We start from the raw sequence: 18525 nt of genomic DNA, 5'->3' as shown, positions 1-18525 counted from the left end.
TTGATGTCCCCCCTTATTAATGGGGGGCAAGGACAATAGGCATTATAATTCCTCCTTGCTGTATGGGATTGGCTTGATCATAAAATAATTTTTGTTGCATTTTGGTGAAATAGGTCTAGGCTAATTACGGAAATAACTTTTTAACGGTATAAAAATAGAGGTATTTCCGCTGTAACCTACCTTTGTTCTAATTTTTCTGTCTGATTCATTACAGATAAGGTAATACCTTAAAATCATTCTGCAAAGACTGTTGTCAAGTACAGATATATATTTCTCAGTTCGGTCATTATCCAATTCTTTGATTTCTCGTTGTTTCCCACGTTTTGATTTCTGTTGCTTGACAAGTTTCTCTAGTATTTGTTTAGCAACCTTAACTTCTTCTAAGTCATAAAGATTTTCCAAAGGATGCTCTCTCAACCAACCATTTTTCTCACCTCTAAGACTATCATCCTTAAAAACCCCTGTTGAATTAGGGTTGAGATAGGCTTCTTCCAAAAGTTCTCTTACAACTACATCATCAATAGATTTGATATACTTTTCTAGAAGTGCCTTTTCTTTTTGCACCTTTTTTAAAGATTCTGTTAGACCCTTTTCTTTCAAATACTTTATCTCTATGTGTAGATACAACAACTGCTCCAAACGATTTTTCCATTTACTATTTTGAGCTATAGCCATTTATAATACCCCCAAATGTGATTTGGGTTATAAAGGAACTCAGGAAAAATATGTTGAAATATGTGGGGGTGGTATTGGAAAGTACGTAAATGTGTTGGAAAGTGTGTTGAGAAAATACGAATATGCTTAGAAATGATTTTTAAAATGTTGATTTAGTGTGGGATTTTAGTGGAATTAAGTACAGATGGGGGCGATAAGTATGAAATGTCTGTATTGTGGTTGCGTGGCTCATAAACATGGAAAAACACAACTAGGATTGCAGAGATATAAATGCTCGAATTTTCTGAATTGTGGTAAAACGTTTAGTGGAGATAGGAAAGTTTTTATTATTAATTGTCCAAGATGCAAAAAAGAAATAGAGGGATTTAAGTTTGGGAAAGTGTGGTATGTCGATGCAAATGGAATCAGTAAACAAAGATATCGATGTGCCCAGTGTCGTGTAGTGACAATTAATTATGTAAGGACGGAAGAAAGAGGACAAAGAGGATAATGTCTGGAATCTCCTCCATGTCTCATTAATAATATGGAAACATTTATAAGCTTTTTTGATATAATTCTGTAGTTGTCTATTTAAAAATAAAAAGAAGCTAACAGCCTATATCATAGTAGGGGGTTAGCTTCTTTAATGAACTTGAATGCGTAGCGTCAATATCCCTTGTTGACAAATATTCAGGAACACCTATTTAACAGCCTTTATAATATTGAACCAACCGAAGTAGTCAGTCGGGTTGAGAAAACTCTTAATTTGCAACACAACTCAAAATTAATTTCTTTGTATGGCTCACTTTTACTTTGAAATCTCTTCAAAAAAATTCACACTTATTCTTTGGTTAACCTAAAAATACTGGGAGTAACCAATATAAGTGTGATTTTTTATTATATTTTCTATTGGTACCTATTTATAAATTTTTAATTTTATATTCTAATATCTTCACATCACCCTAAATATGTGCAAAAATATAGTTGTATTGGTATAGTTAATTAATTTATAGAATAGGAGAAAATTAGTATGTCAAAGAAGTTTTTGAAGGCGTTTGCTATAGCGACAGCGTTTGCGGCAGGGGTATCATCCATTAATTACATCGCACCCACGCCAGTGGCAGAAGCACAACAGTCGGTAGCCAACTACACATATTCGGCACAGGTAACACAGTACCTCAAGGAACTAAACGCTATTCGTAAGGCATCAGGCGCACCTGAACTAACAATAGACGCACGTTTATCCGAATCAGCTCAGAACCATGCGGTGTATCTAAACACACATGGACACAGCTTAGGCGAGGGGCATACTCAAGATAAGAACAAGTCAGGTTTCACAGGGGTAACAGCGGAAGACCGATTTATTGCAGTTGGTGGGAATATGACAAACTATACAAGTTTATCTGAGGCAGTAGCTACTTCAGGTGCGGGATTAAAAACTGCGTTCGAGGGGTTACTGGAGTCCACTGGACACCGTAGTATCTTATTAGCAGGCACTAAAAATGTAGTAGGTGTTGGTATTAGTGGAAATAGTATGGTCTTTGTTCTTTCACGTGATACCAATACGGATGAGGTTGATTTTGGTACAGTTAAGTATCCTTATAATGGACAAACAAATGTCGATACTGCATATGACTTAGCAAATGTTTCTTCAAGCCCATTAAAGAAATATGGTGTAACAAAGGCAGGTTATATTGTATCTTTTGCACCTTATGACTCTAAGTATGGTTCAACGTATAATATTGAATTGTATGATAGTAAAAACGTAAGAGTACAAACGCTTAACCCATCAAATAAGGCAGATGGTCATGACATGTTTTTCTATATCATTCCTAAAGCAGAGTTGAAAAAGGGAGAGAAGTACACAGCTAAAGCAACATGGGTAAATAATGATGGAAAACAATTATCAGAGACATGGTCGTTCACAACTGCGGGAAAGTCAACAACTGACCCATCGAACCCCACGAATCCTTCTAAACCGCCAGTAGGAAGCATTGACGTATCAAAATTTGCTGACTACAGAGCAGACCAATATTGGGCGGAGGATTTTCAATGGGCAGTTAACAGGGGTATCATTAACGGGTATCAAAACGTATACAACCCGACAACAAAGAAATACGAAAATCTATTAAAACCATACACAAACTTAACAGAGAACCAAATGCTATCAGTGTTGCTACGCTACTTCAAACCTGATGAACTGGCTTCAACGAAACCAAAGACATCATGGGTAGCGGATGTAAACTATCAACTAGCATCAAAGTACGGTCTACCAGTGAATGGTGCAAACACGGCATCCAAGCAAGCTTTAGCAAACAAGGACATCACACGTGGTAATTTTGCCCGCATTTTAGCATCCATGCACCACGGCAGAACGGTATCACAAAAAGAAGCTATCCAGTTCTTACGTGACTACGGCTTAACAACAGCGAAAACGGACAAAGATTTCATGCCAACGTCATCCTTAACACGAGCACACGCAGTGGCATTTTTCCACCGTTATGAGCAAACATTCAATAACTAAGGAATAGCGAAAACCATAGGACATGCTCAACGTAATAGCCTAAACATCTCCGCTCTTGAACTTAAAATATAGACTAGTCACTTATTAAGACTTTCTAGCTGATAAATAGTGTTTAGGCGTTACCCTCTTATTCCTATTAAATCTAATAATGTTCAAGATAAGAACTATTATTTAAACCATCTGGAACAATTTTTAATGATATGTACATATTCTAAGTAATGCAGTTTTGTATTCAACTAACAACTATCATATTGGTTCAAATTGGTTCAAATAATATAATTTCTAATACTCTGGTATACATTTTTATCCATTTTAGATTTCACGAAACGTTGATTTAAATGGATTATGATGTATTCAATACACTTAGAACATATCTGTATATTTCTCAAAACGTTAATATTTTTATATCAACGATTTCAAGCTCTTCTCAGGTTTACCTGAGAGGAGCTTTTTTTTACGTTGATAACAAAAACAATACCCCTTGATTAAAAATCAATGTAATTTTGAAAAAGGGAAAGAGATTTGAAGCAAGAATGGATTAAAATTATTAAGAATTTCACCATTACTTTGTAGATACATGCGAGAAGCCTATGAGACATTCGCGAGGATCACTTAATGTCAAACATCATTCAAATCAGTGATAGTAATCCATACTAGACGATGCATTTACAATATAGTTTGTTCAGAATTTGTTTAACAGCCCTATGATAGGATGCGTAAGAGGACTGATATGAGAAATACAGGTGATAGTCATATTGCATAATGGATTTCATTCTGACAAATTGATAGTTTGACGTTACATATAATTGTGTTCAAGTAGGGGAGGGGTGAAAGTGAAAAAAATTATTAGCATTACTTTGACTATTATCATGCTATTTATTATCGTATATTTTATTGGCAATGGAGAGTATTTTGTTAGTAGTAGTCAGCCGATTGCGCAGAATGGGATCGTTACGATTGAAGAAAAAGAACTACAAGAAAAGACTATTTTAAAACTAGATGGAGAATGGTCTTTCTATCCAAATATCTTACTATCATCAAGTGATTCATTCAACGCGTATGAGAGTGAGAAAATACCAATTGAGGTACCAGCTACTTGGAATAGCTTTGTAGAACCAAATGAGGAAGGACTTACTGTAGGAACGTATAATGTTCAGATAAATGTCCCAGTTGAAGGGGAATATGGATTATACATTCGTTCAATTCGTCAATCTAACCGTGTTTTCATAAATGGAGAAGATGTAGGTAGTATGGGGAATCCGAGTGAAACCTTAAAGGACTTTAAGTTCGAAAATGATGATAAATATACGGTGTTTGCACACAGTGAGAATCTAATGCTTGATATAGTAATACATGTTGGAAATTATAATTATCCAAAAGCCGGTATTACTTTTCCTATTGAGTTTGGAACAAAGGATGCTATTCAAAGAGACTTTAGCATGAAAATTTTAGCAGAATCGTTTGTATGTATTGGTTATATTGTATTCGGTGCGATTTATATTATATCGTATAGTCAAAATCGGAAGCGTAAAGAAGAATTGTTTTTGGGGTTATTCACTATATTATTTGGACTGTACATGTCGTTTACTAATGAAAAAATATTTTTTCTTATTTTTACACATTTAACTATAAATGAGCAAGTACGTTTACAATTAGGGATTTTACCACTTGTTGATGTTTGTTTAGCATTATTTCTCTTTTATTTGTATCCGGAGTTTATGAGGAAAAAAGCGATTTATATTATTAGTATTTTGTTAGGTTTACTTTTTTTTATCTATGGGGTTTACAACCCGATTACAAAAAATAGTATGAATATACCAATAGAAAATCTAGTTCTATCACAAATAATCTTTGCAGTAATTTTTATTCCAGTTGGGCTTTATAATGTGTTTGTGCTATTACGTGTGCTTATGAAAGGTGTAGATGGCTCACGTTATATTCTAATTCTTTTAGTATCTCTTACTTGTTATACTTTTTTAATGGTAATGTATTACATTTTTGATATACCTATGGTTTATAGTGAACAATTATTGTTTATTTTTACACTATATAGTTTTGCATCTCTGCTTAGCTTCCGAGCAAATACATCTTTTAAGGAAGTTCAAGCGTTATCGGAAGAGCTCTTGATGCATAATCAAATGAAGGATGAGTTTTTATTGAAAACGTCTCATGAATTACGTACGCCTTTAAATGGTATTTTAAATATATCCAAATCATTAATGGAAGGTTTACAAGGACCTTTAAAGCGTGAGCAACAAGAAAATGTCATTTTAATACATAATGTCGCGCAACGTTTAGGTTATTTAGTAGAGGATTTATTGATCTCTTCGAATCATATGACCAGAGAAGTTCGTGTTACCCCTCGTGTTGTGCCGATAAGCGTAATTGATGAAGTAATTGAGGAAATTCGTAGTTTACTGTCGAGTGATACATCCATAAGGTTAATCAGTGCAGTAGATTCTAATTTACCTCATATGTATACAGATGAATTACGATTGAAACAAGTGCTTTATAATTTACTCTATAATGCTCTGCAACATACAAAGCATGGACAAATTACAGTCTTAGCTAGTGTACGTAATGATTATATGGAAATACAAGTAAGCGATACTGGAATTGGTATACCATCACAAGACTTAGATCGAATTTTTAATTCCTTTTATCAAGTAAAGAAAGATAAAAAAAGTGGGGGACTTGGGTTAGGATTGAGTATCTCAAAAAATATAGTAGAACAGTTAAATGGAGAAATTCATGTAACAAGTACATTAGGTGTTGGAACAATTTTTACTTTTACGGTGCCGCTTGCCACACTCGAAAAACTAGATATTGAAGCACAACAACAGATGGGCAATCGAGCAGATAATATACTACAGCTAGATTTACCATTATTGCATAAAGGTAATGACAAAACCATACTCATTGTTGATGATGATCATGTAAATATAAAAGTACTAGTGGACGCATTAATTCAAAAAGGCTATACCGTTATTGGGGTAGATAATGGGTTTGATGCGATGGAATATGTAAAGAAACATAAAGTAGATTGCATGTTAGTCGACTTAATGATGAATGGTATGTCAGGCTATGAATTATGCAAACAAGTACGAAAGCAATACGATATGTTGGAATTACCGATTATTGTATTAACAGCCATTATGCAGCATTCAGATTTAGTGTTATCTTTACAAGTCGGGGCAAATGATTATCTGCAAAAACCGATTGCGATGGATGAATTACTAGTGCGTATTCAATCATTACTAGCAGTTCGACAATCTTCCATTGATGCGATTGAGGATGAAATGAATTATTTATATGCGCAAGTAACTCCTCATTTTGTCTACAATACACTTAATACTATTATCGGCTTAAGCTATACAAATATAGAAAATACACGAGAGGCTTTATACAGTATAGCAACCTATTTCCGTGCCAAGCTGAATGTCCATTATCGTAACAGCATGGTTTCAATAGAAGATGAAATAGATCTTGTAAAAGCATATCTCTATATTGAAAAAATGCGCTTTGGTGATCGTCTTACAGTTGCGTATGATATAGATGAGTCCATTCAATCTTTGATTCCAGCATTATCAATTCAGCCTATAGTTGAAAATGCAGTTTTTCACGGGATTTCGAAGAAAAAAGAAGGTGGTACTATTGAGGTGAGTGTGCAACGAGAAGGTCAATTTATACGTATTAAAATTGATGATAATGGGGTCGGTATCTCAGAAGAAAAGTTGCAACGATTAGTAAATGAAGAAAACTCACGTATTGGATTTACGAATCCTTTGAAAAAATTTAAGCTTATGAGAAATGCCCGTTTTCGTATATATAGTGAAGAAGGTAAAGGAACTACTGTTATTATTCTATTACCAGAAGAGAATTCGTAACCTTTACAAATGGCGTACCGTTTAAAGATGATTTGGTCTTTACGGAGTCAGAGGCAGACAAAACATCTATCCTAAGGCTCTTTCTACTTTCGAGGAAAGGGTCTTTTTGTCATTCCATCATAAAAAGCAATCTTTGAAGTAACCTCAAAGATTGCTTAACGTTATTTCTTATGAAACTGTAGGTGAAATGGATGCAGCTGGTCAGCTAATACCGAAGTGAGGCCACCTAGAATCGTATCTTGAAGGTTACATCTCTCTAGATGATTTCTTGAATCATGAATAAACCTCCTATAGTGTTAACTGTTATTTCGTTCGCGTGCAGCTTCTTTTAAAATTTGCTCAATCTCATAAAAGCCTAGCTTTTTTGCATGCTGCAATGGTGTGACACCATCTCGATCTCCAATAGTTATATCAGCACCATGATCCACCAATAATTGCACAATTTCTTGATGTTTCTCCCCGCCATTGCCTAATATGACTGCCTCCAATAGAGCTGTCCAATGCAAATTATTAATGTGATTGACATGAATGTCTGAGTGATTAAGTAGCTCTCGGACCACCTCAACATGTCCCCGTTCGGATGCAGGGATGATGGCAATTCCACCAAAGCGATTAGTTAGCTTTGTATCTGCCCCTGAAGATATGGCAAGTTTAACGATTTCTAAATAGCCTGATGCCCCTGCATGTAAAAGTACGTTCTCAAGGTTATTATCTCTAATATTAATATCAGCACCATGTTGAATGAGCACCCTCACAGTATCCACCTGGTTATTATAAGTGGCAGCTAAGACAGGGGTTCTTCCATACTGATCCGTTGTATTAATATTGATGCCATTTTGCAGAAGTGCTAATACTTTATCAGTATCGCCGTTCGCTGCTGAAAGTATTAATTGATCAATCATTTTTCCACCTTCTTTTCTTTGGTTAAAACAGCCAAAAGACTAGTGGTATATCACTGTAGCCTACTTTTCCGTTTATAAAAATATGGTAACATGTAGCGAATTATACGAGTAATATTAAAAAGATATGCTAGGTTTAGCTTTTTCCTATAATAAATAATGTTGAGGTACGCGTTTGTGAGAAATGTCGATCACCCATAAATTAAGTTTATGTAGAAAAAATAAATAGCTTTTTTTACATAAACCTCACTATTAGTGTGCAGGTTTAATATATATTAAAAATATTTTCGTATAGGTTTATGTTTTTTTAAGAAATTATTTAGGGGGAGTTTAACATTCCACTTTAATATAGTTTTTAGAAGGTACAACAAACCTTTCATTTTTAAAAAATGGTCATGATGGGTTTGATGTAACTCAAAATATAAACGAACTGATGGAGGTAAGTAGGTATGAAAAAATTATTAATAGTATCTGTTGCAGCTATTGCATTACTGGCAGCATGTCAAGATAAGGAGCCTGCTAAAGGCAATACGACGAATAGTGAGGAAGTTAAAACAGAAAGTGCCGCAACAGTAAATACTGCCAAAGAGCAATTAACAAAGGGACAAGAAATGGCTAATATTCTAAGTGGTGCAAATTGGCAAGGAACAAAAGTTTATGATCGAGATAACAATGATTTAACTGCGGAGAACGCAAACTTCATTGGCTTAGCAAAATATGATGCTCAGACAGGTCATTATGAGTTCTTTGACGCTGCTACCGGTAATAGTCGTGATGATAAAGGGACATTCTTTATCACAAACGATGGGAAACAAAGAATATTAATTTCAGAATCAAAAAACTACCAAGCTGTTGTCGAGATCACTGAGTTAAACGATAGTATCTTTACTTATAAGAGAATGGGTAAAGATGCTGCGGGCAATGATGTAGAAATATTCGTGGAACATATTCCATATAAAGAAAAAGAACTGGCATTTACTGATTCCGATAAAACGTTAGATGCTTCAACAGGTGAAATAGTTACAGACGTTGACGGAGATAAAATTCTAGCTGATACACTATGGCATGGAACAGTTGTGTTAGATGAAGCGGGTAATGATGTAACAGAATTTAATTCAAATTTCATCAGCATTGCAAAGTATGATGCAAATACAAATAAATATGAGTTCTTTAATCCTGAAACAGGTGAAAGTCGTGGAGACTATGGTTACTTTGATGTCATTCATGATAATAAAATAAGAGCGCATGTTTCTGTCGGTGATAATAAGTATGGTGTAGCTCTTGAAATTACAGAAATCAACGATAAGAAATTCACATATAAACGAACAGGTAAAGACAAAGATGGCAATGATCTAACTGTATTTGTAGAGCATGAGCCATATACAGGTGAATTTAATCCTAATTTTACAATCCAATAAAATCCCTTAATTATAGAAGAAATTAAAACTCTCAAGTTTGTGACTTGGGAGTTTTTTTTACTTTCTGGCATAGTTCATCCACTAATTTCGTACACTAAATGTAAAAGGGTGGTGGATATGGGTGAAGCGCTGGCTTGCACTAGGAGTAATTATGCTTATGAGTATAGTGGTCGTGGCATATGAAACAAATGCTTCGGACCGTAACTTCTTCTTACCGGACCCACTTGGTGGCATAAAGATTGTCATTGATGCAGGGCATGGTGGTGAGGATGGAGGAGCTTCAAAGGGCGAAGTGATTGAAAAGGATATTACACTTGCAATTGCTCAGCATGTAGAGAAGCAATTAAAGAAAAAAGGCGCAACGGTTATAATGACACGAACAAAAAATGGGGATGTAATCGATGAGCATGCGCCATCAGAAAAATATGGAACAATGAGAGAACGGAAAAAACAAGATATCTTCCTAAGAAAGGATATCGTGGAAAAAGAAAAGCCTGATGTATTTATAACTATTCATGCAAATGCCATACCTGAAACAAAATGGCGTGGCGCACAGGTATTTTACCATAAGGAAGGACATGCTGATGGAGAGATTCTTGCCAAGAGTATTCAACAATCCATTCGCACCAATTTAAAAAATACAGATCGTGAAGCATTGTCTATTAAGCAAATCTATTTATTGAAGAAAGCGGAAGTACCTGCAGCTTTAGTGGAGACTGGTTTTATTAGTAATGATGAGGAACGAGCATTATTAGTGGACAAAAACTATCAAGAAAAAATGGCAGATGCCATAGTTGAAGGTATAGAAGACTATTTATTAGCCAAAATTGAGTAGAGCAACATCTACAACGTAAATCAAATCATTATGATATACTAATATTGAGACAATATAAGGGGAGTGTTCGTCGTGATTACTGAACAACAAGTACGAGAAATACTGGGACAACTACAAGATCCATTTTTACATAAATCGCTTGCAGAAACAGATGGTATTACGAACGTAGCAATAAAAGAAGAAAAAAATCATGTCAGTGTAAAAATTGCCATTGCCAAACTGAATACACCAGAACAATTACAACTACAAATGAAAGTTGTTGAGGTGTTGAAAGAAGCGGGTGTAAACACTGTTGGTATTCGTTTTGAAGAACTATCTACAGAGAAATTACAAAGCTTCCGTGGCACAGCAACAGAGTCGGAAGCACAAGATATTTTATCTCCATTAAGCACAGTACAAGTAATTTCAATTGCTTCTGGTAAAGGTGGAGTTGGTAAATCGACAGTATCAGTTAACTTAGCTGTAGCTTTAGCTCGTCTAGGAAAGAAAGTCGGCTTAATTGACGCAGATATTTATGGATTTAGTGTACCTGATATGATGGGTGTGACGGATATGCCTAAGGTAGTCGATAATCGTATTTTCCCAGTAGATCGCTTTGGGGTAAAAATGATTTCAATGGGCTTCTTTGTAGAAAATAATGCACCGATCGTATGGCGTGGACCAATGCTAGGTAAAGTATTAGATCAATTCTTCCGTGATGTTGAGTGGGGTGAATTAGATTATCTATTATTAGATTTACCTCCTGGCACAGGTGACGTTGCATTAGATATCCATCAAATGTTACCATCATCAAAAGAAATTGTGGTAACAACACCACACCCAACAGCAGCATTTGTTGCAGCTCGTGCAGGGGCAATGGCGCTTCAAACAGACCATGAAATTTTAGGAGTTATCGAAAACATGGCTTGGTTTGAATCTAAATCAGGTGACCGAGAATTTGTCTTTGGGCAAGGTGGAGGACCAAAGCTAGCTGACGAACTACGTACAGAGTTGCTTGGACAAATCCCGCTTGGGCAACCAGATTGGACAGATGAAGATTTTGCTCCTTCTGTATACGCTGAAAAACATACAACAGGACAAATTTATTTAGACATTGCGACGAAAATCATCGATAAATTAAATAAATAATAAAAAACGGATTTCCACCAATTTTAGGGGGAAATCCGTTTTTACATTACCAAGGTTACTCGGTACTTTTTTGTCCCTTATCCGATCCGCCACCACTATCGCCACTCGCTTCTTTCTTATCGCCACTTCCTGATGAACCGGTTTCGCCACTTTTCTTAATAAGTTCCTGCCATTTCGATTGCATTAAAGGGCTTTCGATCGTTTCCTTTACAACTTCCTCCATTTGCTTGCGCATATTGGATGATTTAAGGATAGTCTCCAACTGCTTTTGCATATCGGGTTGCCCGAAAAATGCCTCCATATCCTTTTGGAAAGTCGGATCTTTTATTAAGTTCTTCATAATATCCTGTTGCTGTTTTTGCATACTTTTCGCAACAGTTTCTTTAAACTTTGGATCTTCAAAGGTTTTTTTCCAAAAGTCTTCTGCTTCCTTGGAAAGTAAAGTTTCCTCGGTAGCCTTTTTCACTTCATCATGCTCTAAAATCAAGAGCTCACGGAAACTCGGCTCCTCTAAAAGCTGTCGCAATGCCTTTTTACCATCCTCTGTTTGTAAAGAGTCAATCATGATTTTTTTTATTTCATCATAGGACATGGTAGAGGTTTTATCTTGTGAACAGGCAGAAAGAAAAAGCATTAGAATCAATAATAAGGTGAATTTTCGCATCGACAATCAGTCCTTTCTCTAGATAGACTCTTTCAATTATTGTTCACATTTCTCAGGACTTTATGTATTCGTTAGGATGAGAAATAGCTTTTTTAACAAGGCATTGATAAAATAAGGACAGATATATTGAGAAATTGGGGGACTTTTAGTTGTGACGATACGAAATTGGGCAAAGTTTTTCTTCTTTGCAATGCTCGTTGGTGGTGCAGTCAACGGAGTTTTTAGTTTATTTATTCGCTGGGAATTCTTCCAACCATACATAGCAAACGGTCAATGGGGTGAGTTTTTCGCTGGACTTTTATGGATGGTTTTCTTAGGGTTTACAATGAGTGTTATAGCGCAAGCTGGCTTTTTTGCTTATTTAACACTTCATCAGGTAGGTGTTAATATTTTTAGAACACTGACATTATGGAATTGGGTACAGCTATTATTAATTGCCATAACGATTTTCGATATAATTTTCTTCCGCTTTATTCCTGGTGTGAAAGATGGGCAAAGCTGGTTGTTCTATGTAGGACTATTAATTGTCCTCATTTTCGGGGCCATAGCAACAGCTGTTCAAAAAGTAAAATTAACAGGGAAAAAACATGTAATGATTTCGGCACTATTCTTTATGATTGTCATCACAACGTTGGAGTGGACAATTGCATTGATGGGTCGCGATGAAAATATTAATGAGTATGTTGCGCTCTTATTATTCCCATTATTGGCGGTTAATGCGTATCAATTATTAGTATTACCTAAATATAATGCAAAATCCGATGAAGATCGTCAAAAATTAGAAGCACGACGCAAAGCTCGTCGTGAACAGGCTAAAAACGCATAAGGAAAAAATTGCCTCGCTGTAGTGGAGGCAATTTTTTTATGGCGCTTTTTTAGTTTGAACTTTATAACCAAATATATTTTCTTCAATCGACATAAACTTATGTTGTTGTATGAGAGTGTTAAGCTCTTTAAAGGATATTTGATTATTTTGATGGAGCGGGAAAAAGACAAAATCACCTTTTTGTAATTTCGGAGTTTTCTCACCTTGCCAAATAAGCGAAGGAGATAGTAAATTCATTTGTTGTTGGAATAAGGTTTTCTGTAAATCCTGTGAATATTGATGATTTCGGGTAGCAAACCATAAAGGTTTTTCTTGTAAATATTTTCCGTAAGTATCAATATCCTTTTGGATGAGCGCAATGTCAACGGGTTCTTCTATTGAATCATCTGGCCCAAGTAATCCTGTAGGCAATTTTCGTTGTTGGATAATTTTTAAATGATCGGGTGACCGTTTTATCCAATCAGCATCTAAAAGTAGAAGTGGATAAGGCTCCTGCACAGTTTGGAGCCATTCTAATAGAGAGTCATCAGAGAAAGAAATCTCTACAATAAGAGATGTGCCATAATGTCCTTTCGTGACCACTACTGGTGCATTCCCAATATTAAATACAGAAATCATCGTTGAGTTTATAGGCTTTAAAAAGGCAAAGAGCATTACAATTAAAAGCAGTGAAATCAACGTTTTACGGACCATAATGATAACCTCGTTTCTAAAATTTAAAATAAAAAATGAATCTCTTTAAAAAAACTTATGTTTTAGTGTTGACTTTCATGAATAATCGATGTTATTATGTATAAGTCGCCAAGAGGTGACAACGAAATAAAAAAACATGAACCTTGAAAACTGAACAAGCAAAACGTAATCAATAAAGTTTTAAGTAACTAGCTTCGGTTAGTGAACGAAACGCAATTTTGGACATCAAACATGATGCCAGCAAAACAATTTGAGCTAATCAAATTTCTTTTATGGAGAGTTTGATCCTGGCTCAGGACGAACGCTGGCGGCGTGCCTAATACATGCAAGTCGAGCGAACAGAAAAGGAGCTTGCTCCTTTGACGTTAGCGGCGGACGGGTGAGTAACACGTGGGCAACCTACCCTATAGTTTGGGATAACTCCGGGAAACCGGGGCTAATACCGAATAATCTCTCTTGCTTCATGGCGAGAGACTGAAAGACGGTTTCGGCTGTCGCTATAGGATGGGCCCGCGGCGCATTAGCTAGTTGGTGAGGTAACGGCTCACCAAGGCGACGATGCGTAGCCGACCTGAGAGGGTGATCGGCCACACTGGGACTGAGACACGGCCCAGACTCCTACGGGAGGCAGCAGTAGGGAATCTTCCACAATGGGCGAAAGCCTGATGGAGCAACGCCGCGTGAGTGAAGAAGGTTTTCGGATCGTAAAACTCTGTTGTAAGGGAAGAACAAGTACAGTAGTAACTGGCTGTACCTTGACGGTACCTTATTAGAAAGCCACGGCTAACTACGTGCCAGCAGCCGCGGTAATACGTAGGTGGCAAGCGTTGTCCGGAATTATTGGGCGTAAAGCGCGCGCAGGCGGTCCTTTAAGTCTGATGTGAAAGCCCACGGCTCAACCGTGGAGGGTCATTGGAAACTGGGGGACTTGAGTGCAGAAGAGGAAAGTGGAATTCCAAGTGTAGCGGTGAAATGCGTAGAGATTTGGAGGAACACCAGTGGCGAAGGCGACTTTCTGGTCTGTAACTGACGCTGAGGCGCGAAAGCGTGGGGAGCAAACAGGATTAGATACCCTGGTAGTCCACGCCGTAAACGATGAGTGCTAAGTGTTAGGGGGTTTCCGCCCCTTAGTGCTGCAGCTAACGCATTAAGCACTCCGCCTGGGGAGTACGGTCGCAAGACTGAAACTCAAAGGAATTGACGGGGGCCCGCACAAGCGGTGGAGCATGTGGTTTAATTCGAAGCAACGCGAAGAACCTTACCAGGTCTTGACATCCCGTTGACCACTGTAGAGATATAGTTTCCCCTTCGGGGGCAACGGTGACAGGTGGTGCATGGTTGTCGTCAGCTCGTGTCGTGAGATGTTGGGTTAAGTCCCGCAACGAGCGCAACCCTTGATCTTAGTTGCCATCATTTAGTTGGGCACTCTAAGGTGACTGCCGGTGACAAACCGGAGGAAGGTGGGGATGACGTCAAATCATCATGCCCCTTATGACCTGGGCTACACACGTGCTACAATGGACGATACAAACGGTTGCCAACTCGCGAGAGGGAGCTAATCCGATAAAGTCGTTCTCAGTTCGGATTGTAGGCTGCAACTCGCCTACATGAAGCCGGAATCGCTAGTAATCGCGGATCAGCATGCCGCGGTGAATACGTTCCCGGGCCTTGTACACACCGCCCGTCACACCACGAGAGTTTGTAACACCCGAAGTCGGTGAGGTAACCTTTTGGAGCCAGCCGCCGAAGGTGGGATAGATGATTGGGGTGAAGTCGTAACAAGGTAGCCGTATCGGAAGGTGCGGCTGGATCACCTCCTTTCTAAGGATTATTTCGGAATACAAACCTTGGGTTTGTACGATTACGTTTTGCGTTCAGTTTTGAAGGTTCATTCTATCTGAATGAAACACTTCAAAACTTGTTCTTTGAAAACTGGATAAAACGACATTGAAATTGTAACAAACACATTTATTTTTTAAGTTTTTTATAGGCTTAATAACTTGGTTAAGTTATTAAGGGCGCACGGCGAATGCCTTGGCACTAGGAGCCGAAGAAGGACGGCACTAACACCGATATGCTTCGGGGAGCTGTAAGTGAGCTTTGATCCGGAGATTTCCGAATGGGGGAACCCACTACGTTTAATCGCGTAGTATCTTGACGTGAATACATAGCGTCTTGAAGGCAGACCCAGGGAACTGAAACATCTAAGTACCTGGAGGAAGAGAAAGAAAAATCGATTCCCTGAGTAGCGGCGAGCGAAACGGGAAGAGCCCAAACCAAGAGGCTTGCCTCTTGGGGTTGTAGGACACTCAATACGGAGTTACAAAAGAGCGAGTTAGATGAAGCGACTTGGAAAGGTCCGCCAGAGCAGGTAAAAGCCCTGTAGTCGAAAGTTCGTTCTCTCCTGAGTGGATCCTGAGTACGGCGGAACACGTGAAATTCCGTCGGAATCCGGGAGGACCATCTCCCAAGGCTAAATACTACCTAGTGACCGATAGTGAACCAGTACCGTGAGGGAAAGGTGAAAAGCACCCCGGAAGGGGAGTGAAAGAGATCCTGAAACCGTGTGCCTACAAGTAGTTAGAGCCCGTTAATGGGTGATAGCGTGCCTTTTGTAGAATGAACCGGCGAGTTACGATTACGTGCAAGGTTAAGCTTTAGAAGGCGGAGCCGCAGCGAAAGCGAGTCTGAATAGGGCGAAATAGTACGTGGTCGTAGACCCGAAACCAGGTGATCTACCCATGTCCAGGGTGAAGGTGAGGTAACACTTACTGGAGGCCCGAACCCACGCACGTTGAAAAGTGCGGGGATGAGGTGTGGGTAGCGGAGAAATTCCAATCGAACTTGGAGATAGCTGGTTCTCTCCGAAATAGCTTTAGGGCTAGCCTCGTGATGAGAATACTGGAGGTAGAGCACTGTTTGGACTAGGGGGCCATCCCGGTTTACCGAATTCAGACAAACTCCGAATGCCAGATATTTATACACGGGAGTCAGACTGCGAGTGATAAGATCCGTAGTCAAAAGGGAAACAGCCCAGACCACCAGCTAAGGTCCCAAAGTAATCGTTAAGTGGAAAAGGATGTGGCGTTGCACAGACAACCAGGATGTTGGCTTAGAAGCAGCCATCATTTAAAGAGTGCGTAATAGCTCACTGGTCGAGTGACGCTGCGCCGAAAATGTATCGGGGCTAAACGATTCACCGAAGCTGTGGATTGACATCTACGATGTCAGTGGTAGGAGAGCGTTCTAAGTGCGTTGAAGTCAGACCGGAAGGACTGGTGGAGCGCTTAGAAGTGAGAATGCCGGTATGAGTAGCGAAAGACGGGTGAGAATCCCGTCCACCGTATGACTAAGGTTTCCTGAGGAAGGCTCGTCCGCTCAGGGTTAGTCGGGACCTAAGCCGAGGCCGATAGGCGTAGGCGATGGACAACAGGTTGATATTCCTGTACCACCTCCTCACCGTTTGAGAAATGGGGGGACGCAGTAGGATAGGGTAAGCGCGCCGTTGGTTGTGCGCGTCCAAGCAGTAAGGCGTGTGTGTAGGCAAATCCGCACACTGTAACGTTGAGCTGTGATGGCGAGTCCGTATGGACGAAGTTCCTGATTTCACACTGCCAAGAAAAGCCTCTATCGAGGTGAGAGGTGCCCGTACCGCAAACCGACACAGGTAGTCGAGGAGAGAATCCTAAGGTGTGCGAGAGAACTCTCGTTAAGGAACTCGGCAAAATGACCCCGTAACTTCGGGAGAAGGGGTGCTCTTGAGCGTGCAAGCGCATGAGAGCCGCAGTGAATAGGCCCAGGCGACTGTTTAGCAAAAACACAGGTCTCTGCAAAACCGTAAGGTGACGTATAGGGGCTGACGCCTGCCCGGTGCTGGAAGGTTAAGAGGAGTGGTTAGCGCAAGCGAAGCTGCGAATTGAAGCCCCAGTAAACGGCGGCCGTAACTATAACGGTCCTAAGGTAGCGAAATTCCTTGTCGGGTAAGTTCCGACCCGCACGAAAGGCGTAACGATCTGGGCACTGTCTCAACGAGAGACTCGGTGAAATTATAGTACCTGTGAAGATGCAGGTTACCCGCGACAGGACGGAAAGACCCCGTGGAGCTTTACTGTAGCCTGATATTGAATTTTGGTACAACTTGTACAGGATAGGTAGGAGCCAGAGATCTCGGAGCGCCAGCTTCGAAGGAGGCGTCGGTGGGATACTACCCTGGTTGTATTGAAATTCTAACCCATGCCCCTTAGCGGGGCAGGAGACAGTGTCAGGCGGACAGTTTGACTGGGGCGGTCGCCTCCTAAAAGGTAACGGAGGCGCCCAAAGGTTCCCTCAGAATGGTTGGAAATCATTCGTAGAGTGTAAAGGCACAAGGGAGCTTGACTGCGAGACCTACAAGTCGAGCAGGGTCGAAAGACGGGCTTAGTGATCCGGTGGTTCCGCATGGAAGGGCCATCGCTCAACGGATAAAAGCTACCCCGGGGATAACAGGCTTATCTCCCCCAAGAGTCCACATCGACGGGGAGGTTTGGCACCTCGATGTCGGCTCATCGCATCCTGGGGCTGTAGTCGGTCCCAAGGGTTGGGCTGTTCGCCCATTAAAGCGGTACGCGAGCTGGGTTCAGAACGTCGTGAGACAGTTCGGTCCCTATCCGTCGTGGGCGTAGGAAATTTGAGAGGAGCTGTCCTTAGTACGAGAGGACCGGGATGGACACACCGCTGGTGTACCAGTTGTCTTGCCAAAGGCATCGCTGGGTAGCTATGTGTGGCCGGGATAAGTGCTGAAAGCATCTAAGCATGAAGCCCCCTCAAGATGAGATTTCCCATTACGCAAGTAAGTAAGATCCCTCAAAGACGATGAGGTAGATAGGTTCGAGGTGGAAGTGTGGTGACACATGGAGCTGACGAATACTAATCGATCGAGGACTTAACCAAAAAAGTTTGAAACATTCAATGCACCGTTTATCCAGTTTTGAAAGAACAACTCTTTCAATAAAAAAGAG

Annotated in this window: 9 protein-coding genes, 2 rRNA genes and 1 pseudogene; 8 read left to right on the top strand and 4 right to left on the bottom strand. The window is 39.6% G+C overall.

Annotated features, from left to right (window positions below; translation table 11 throughout):
- Window positions 1–120 precede the first annotated feature (120 nt).
- Window positions 121–675 (bottom strand): hypothetical protein, encoded by a 555-nt coding sequence (locus tag NP781_RS21555; protein WP_257520808.1) that lies wholly within the window; start codon window positions 673–675, stop codon window positions 121–123.
- Between the two features lie 1009 nt (window positions 676–1684).
- Here NP781_RS21555 and NP781_RS21550 point away from each other — a divergent pair.
- A complete protein-coding gene (locus NP781_RS21550; protein ID WP_257520807.1) occupies window positions 1685–3178 on the top strand; it encodes a CAP domain-containing protein in 1494 nt (497 codons plus the stop codon).
- An 833-nt stretch (window positions 3179–4011) separates the two neighbouring features.
- On the top strand, window positions 4012–7065 hold the full coding sequence (locus NP781_RS21545; RefSeq protein WP_257520806.1) for a hybrid sensor histidine kinase/response regulator: 3054 nt from the start codon (window positions 4012–4014) through the stop codon (window positions 7063–7065).
- Window positions 7066–7361: 296 nt separating this feature from the next.
- Here the strand turns inward: NP781_RS21545 and NP781_RS21540 are convergent, their stop codons facing one another.
- The gene (locus tag NP781_RS21540; protein ID WP_221682374.1) at window positions 7362–7967 is read right to left on the bottom strand and encodes an ankyrin repeat domain-containing protein; all 606 of its coding nucleotides are present in this window, start codon (window positions 7965–7967) and stop codon (window positions 7362–7364) included.
- Between the two features lie 533 nt (window positions 7968–8500).
- On the opposite strand from NP781_RS21540, the pseudogene NP781_RS21535 reads away from it, so the two are divergent.
- The 3 genes and pseudogenes from NP781_RS21535 to NP781_RS21525 all read left to right on the top strand — a co-directional run.
- Window positions 8501–9382, top strand: a pseudogene (locus tag NP781_RS21535) (DUF4822 domain-containing protein); the annotation flags it as partial.
- 121 nt (window positions 9383–9503) lie between these two features.
- Entirely contained in the window at window positions 9504–10217 is a 714-nt protein-coding gene (locus tag NP781_RS21530; RefSeq protein WP_004233756.1) for an N-acetylmuramoyl-L-alanine amidase, read from the top strand.
- Between the two features lie 72 nt (window positions 10218–10289).
- Window positions 10290–11345 carry a P-loop NTPase gene (locus NP781_RS21525; RefSeq protein WP_004233758.1) on the top strand — a complete coding sequence of 352 codons (1056 nt, stop codon included), beginning with the start codon at window positions 10290–10292 and terminating at the stop codon, window positions 11343–11345.
- Between the two features lie 55 nt (window positions 11346–11400).
- On the opposite strand, the gene gerD is transcribed toward NP781_RS21525, so the two are convergent.
- Window positions 11401–12009, bottom strand: a complete 609-nt coding sequence (gene gerD, locus NP781_RS21520; protein ID WP_004233763.1) for a spore germination lipoprotein GerD — start codon at window positions 12007–12009, stop codon at window positions 11401–11403.
- A gap of 151 nt (window positions 12010–12160) precedes the next feature.
- Here gerD and NP781_RS21515 point away from each other — a divergent pair, with 151 nt between their 5' ends.
- Entirely contained in the window at window positions 12161–12835 is a 675-nt protein-coding gene (locus tag NP781_RS21515; RefSeq protein WP_009374014.1) for a KinB-signaling pathway activation protein, read from the top strand.
- A 36-nt stretch (window positions 12836–12871) separates the two neighbouring features.
- On the opposite strand, the gene NP781_RS21510 is transcribed toward NP781_RS21515, so the two are convergent.
- A complete protein-coding gene (locus tag NP781_RS21510; protein ID WP_257520804.1) occupies window positions 12872–13528 on the bottom strand; it encodes a hypothetical protein in 657 nt (218 codons plus the stop codon).
- Between the two features lie 269 nt (window positions 13529–13797).
- Between NP781_RS21510 and NP781_RS21505 the strand changes: the two genes are divergently transcribed.
- Both NP781_RS21505 and NP781_RS21500 read left to right on the top strand, forming a co-directional pair.
- Window positions 13798–15349 (top strand): 16S ribosomal RNA (locus NP781_RS21505).
- A 181-nt stretch (window positions 15350–15530) separates the two neighbouring features.
- Window positions 15531–18457 (top strand): 23S ribosomal RNA (locus NP781_RS21500).
- Together the 16S and 23S rRNA genes form the textbook arrangement of a ribosomal RNA operon.
- The last annotated feature ends 68 nt before the right edge of the window (window positions 18458–18525 follow it).

The sequence above is a fragment of the Lysinibacillus sp. FN11 genome (assembly GCF_024628845.1).
Lineage (GTDB): Bacteria > Bacillota > Bacilli > Bacillales_A > Planococcaceae > Lysinibacillus > Lysinibacillus capsici.
This window is presented reverse-complemented; position numbering and strand designations above follow the sequence as displayed.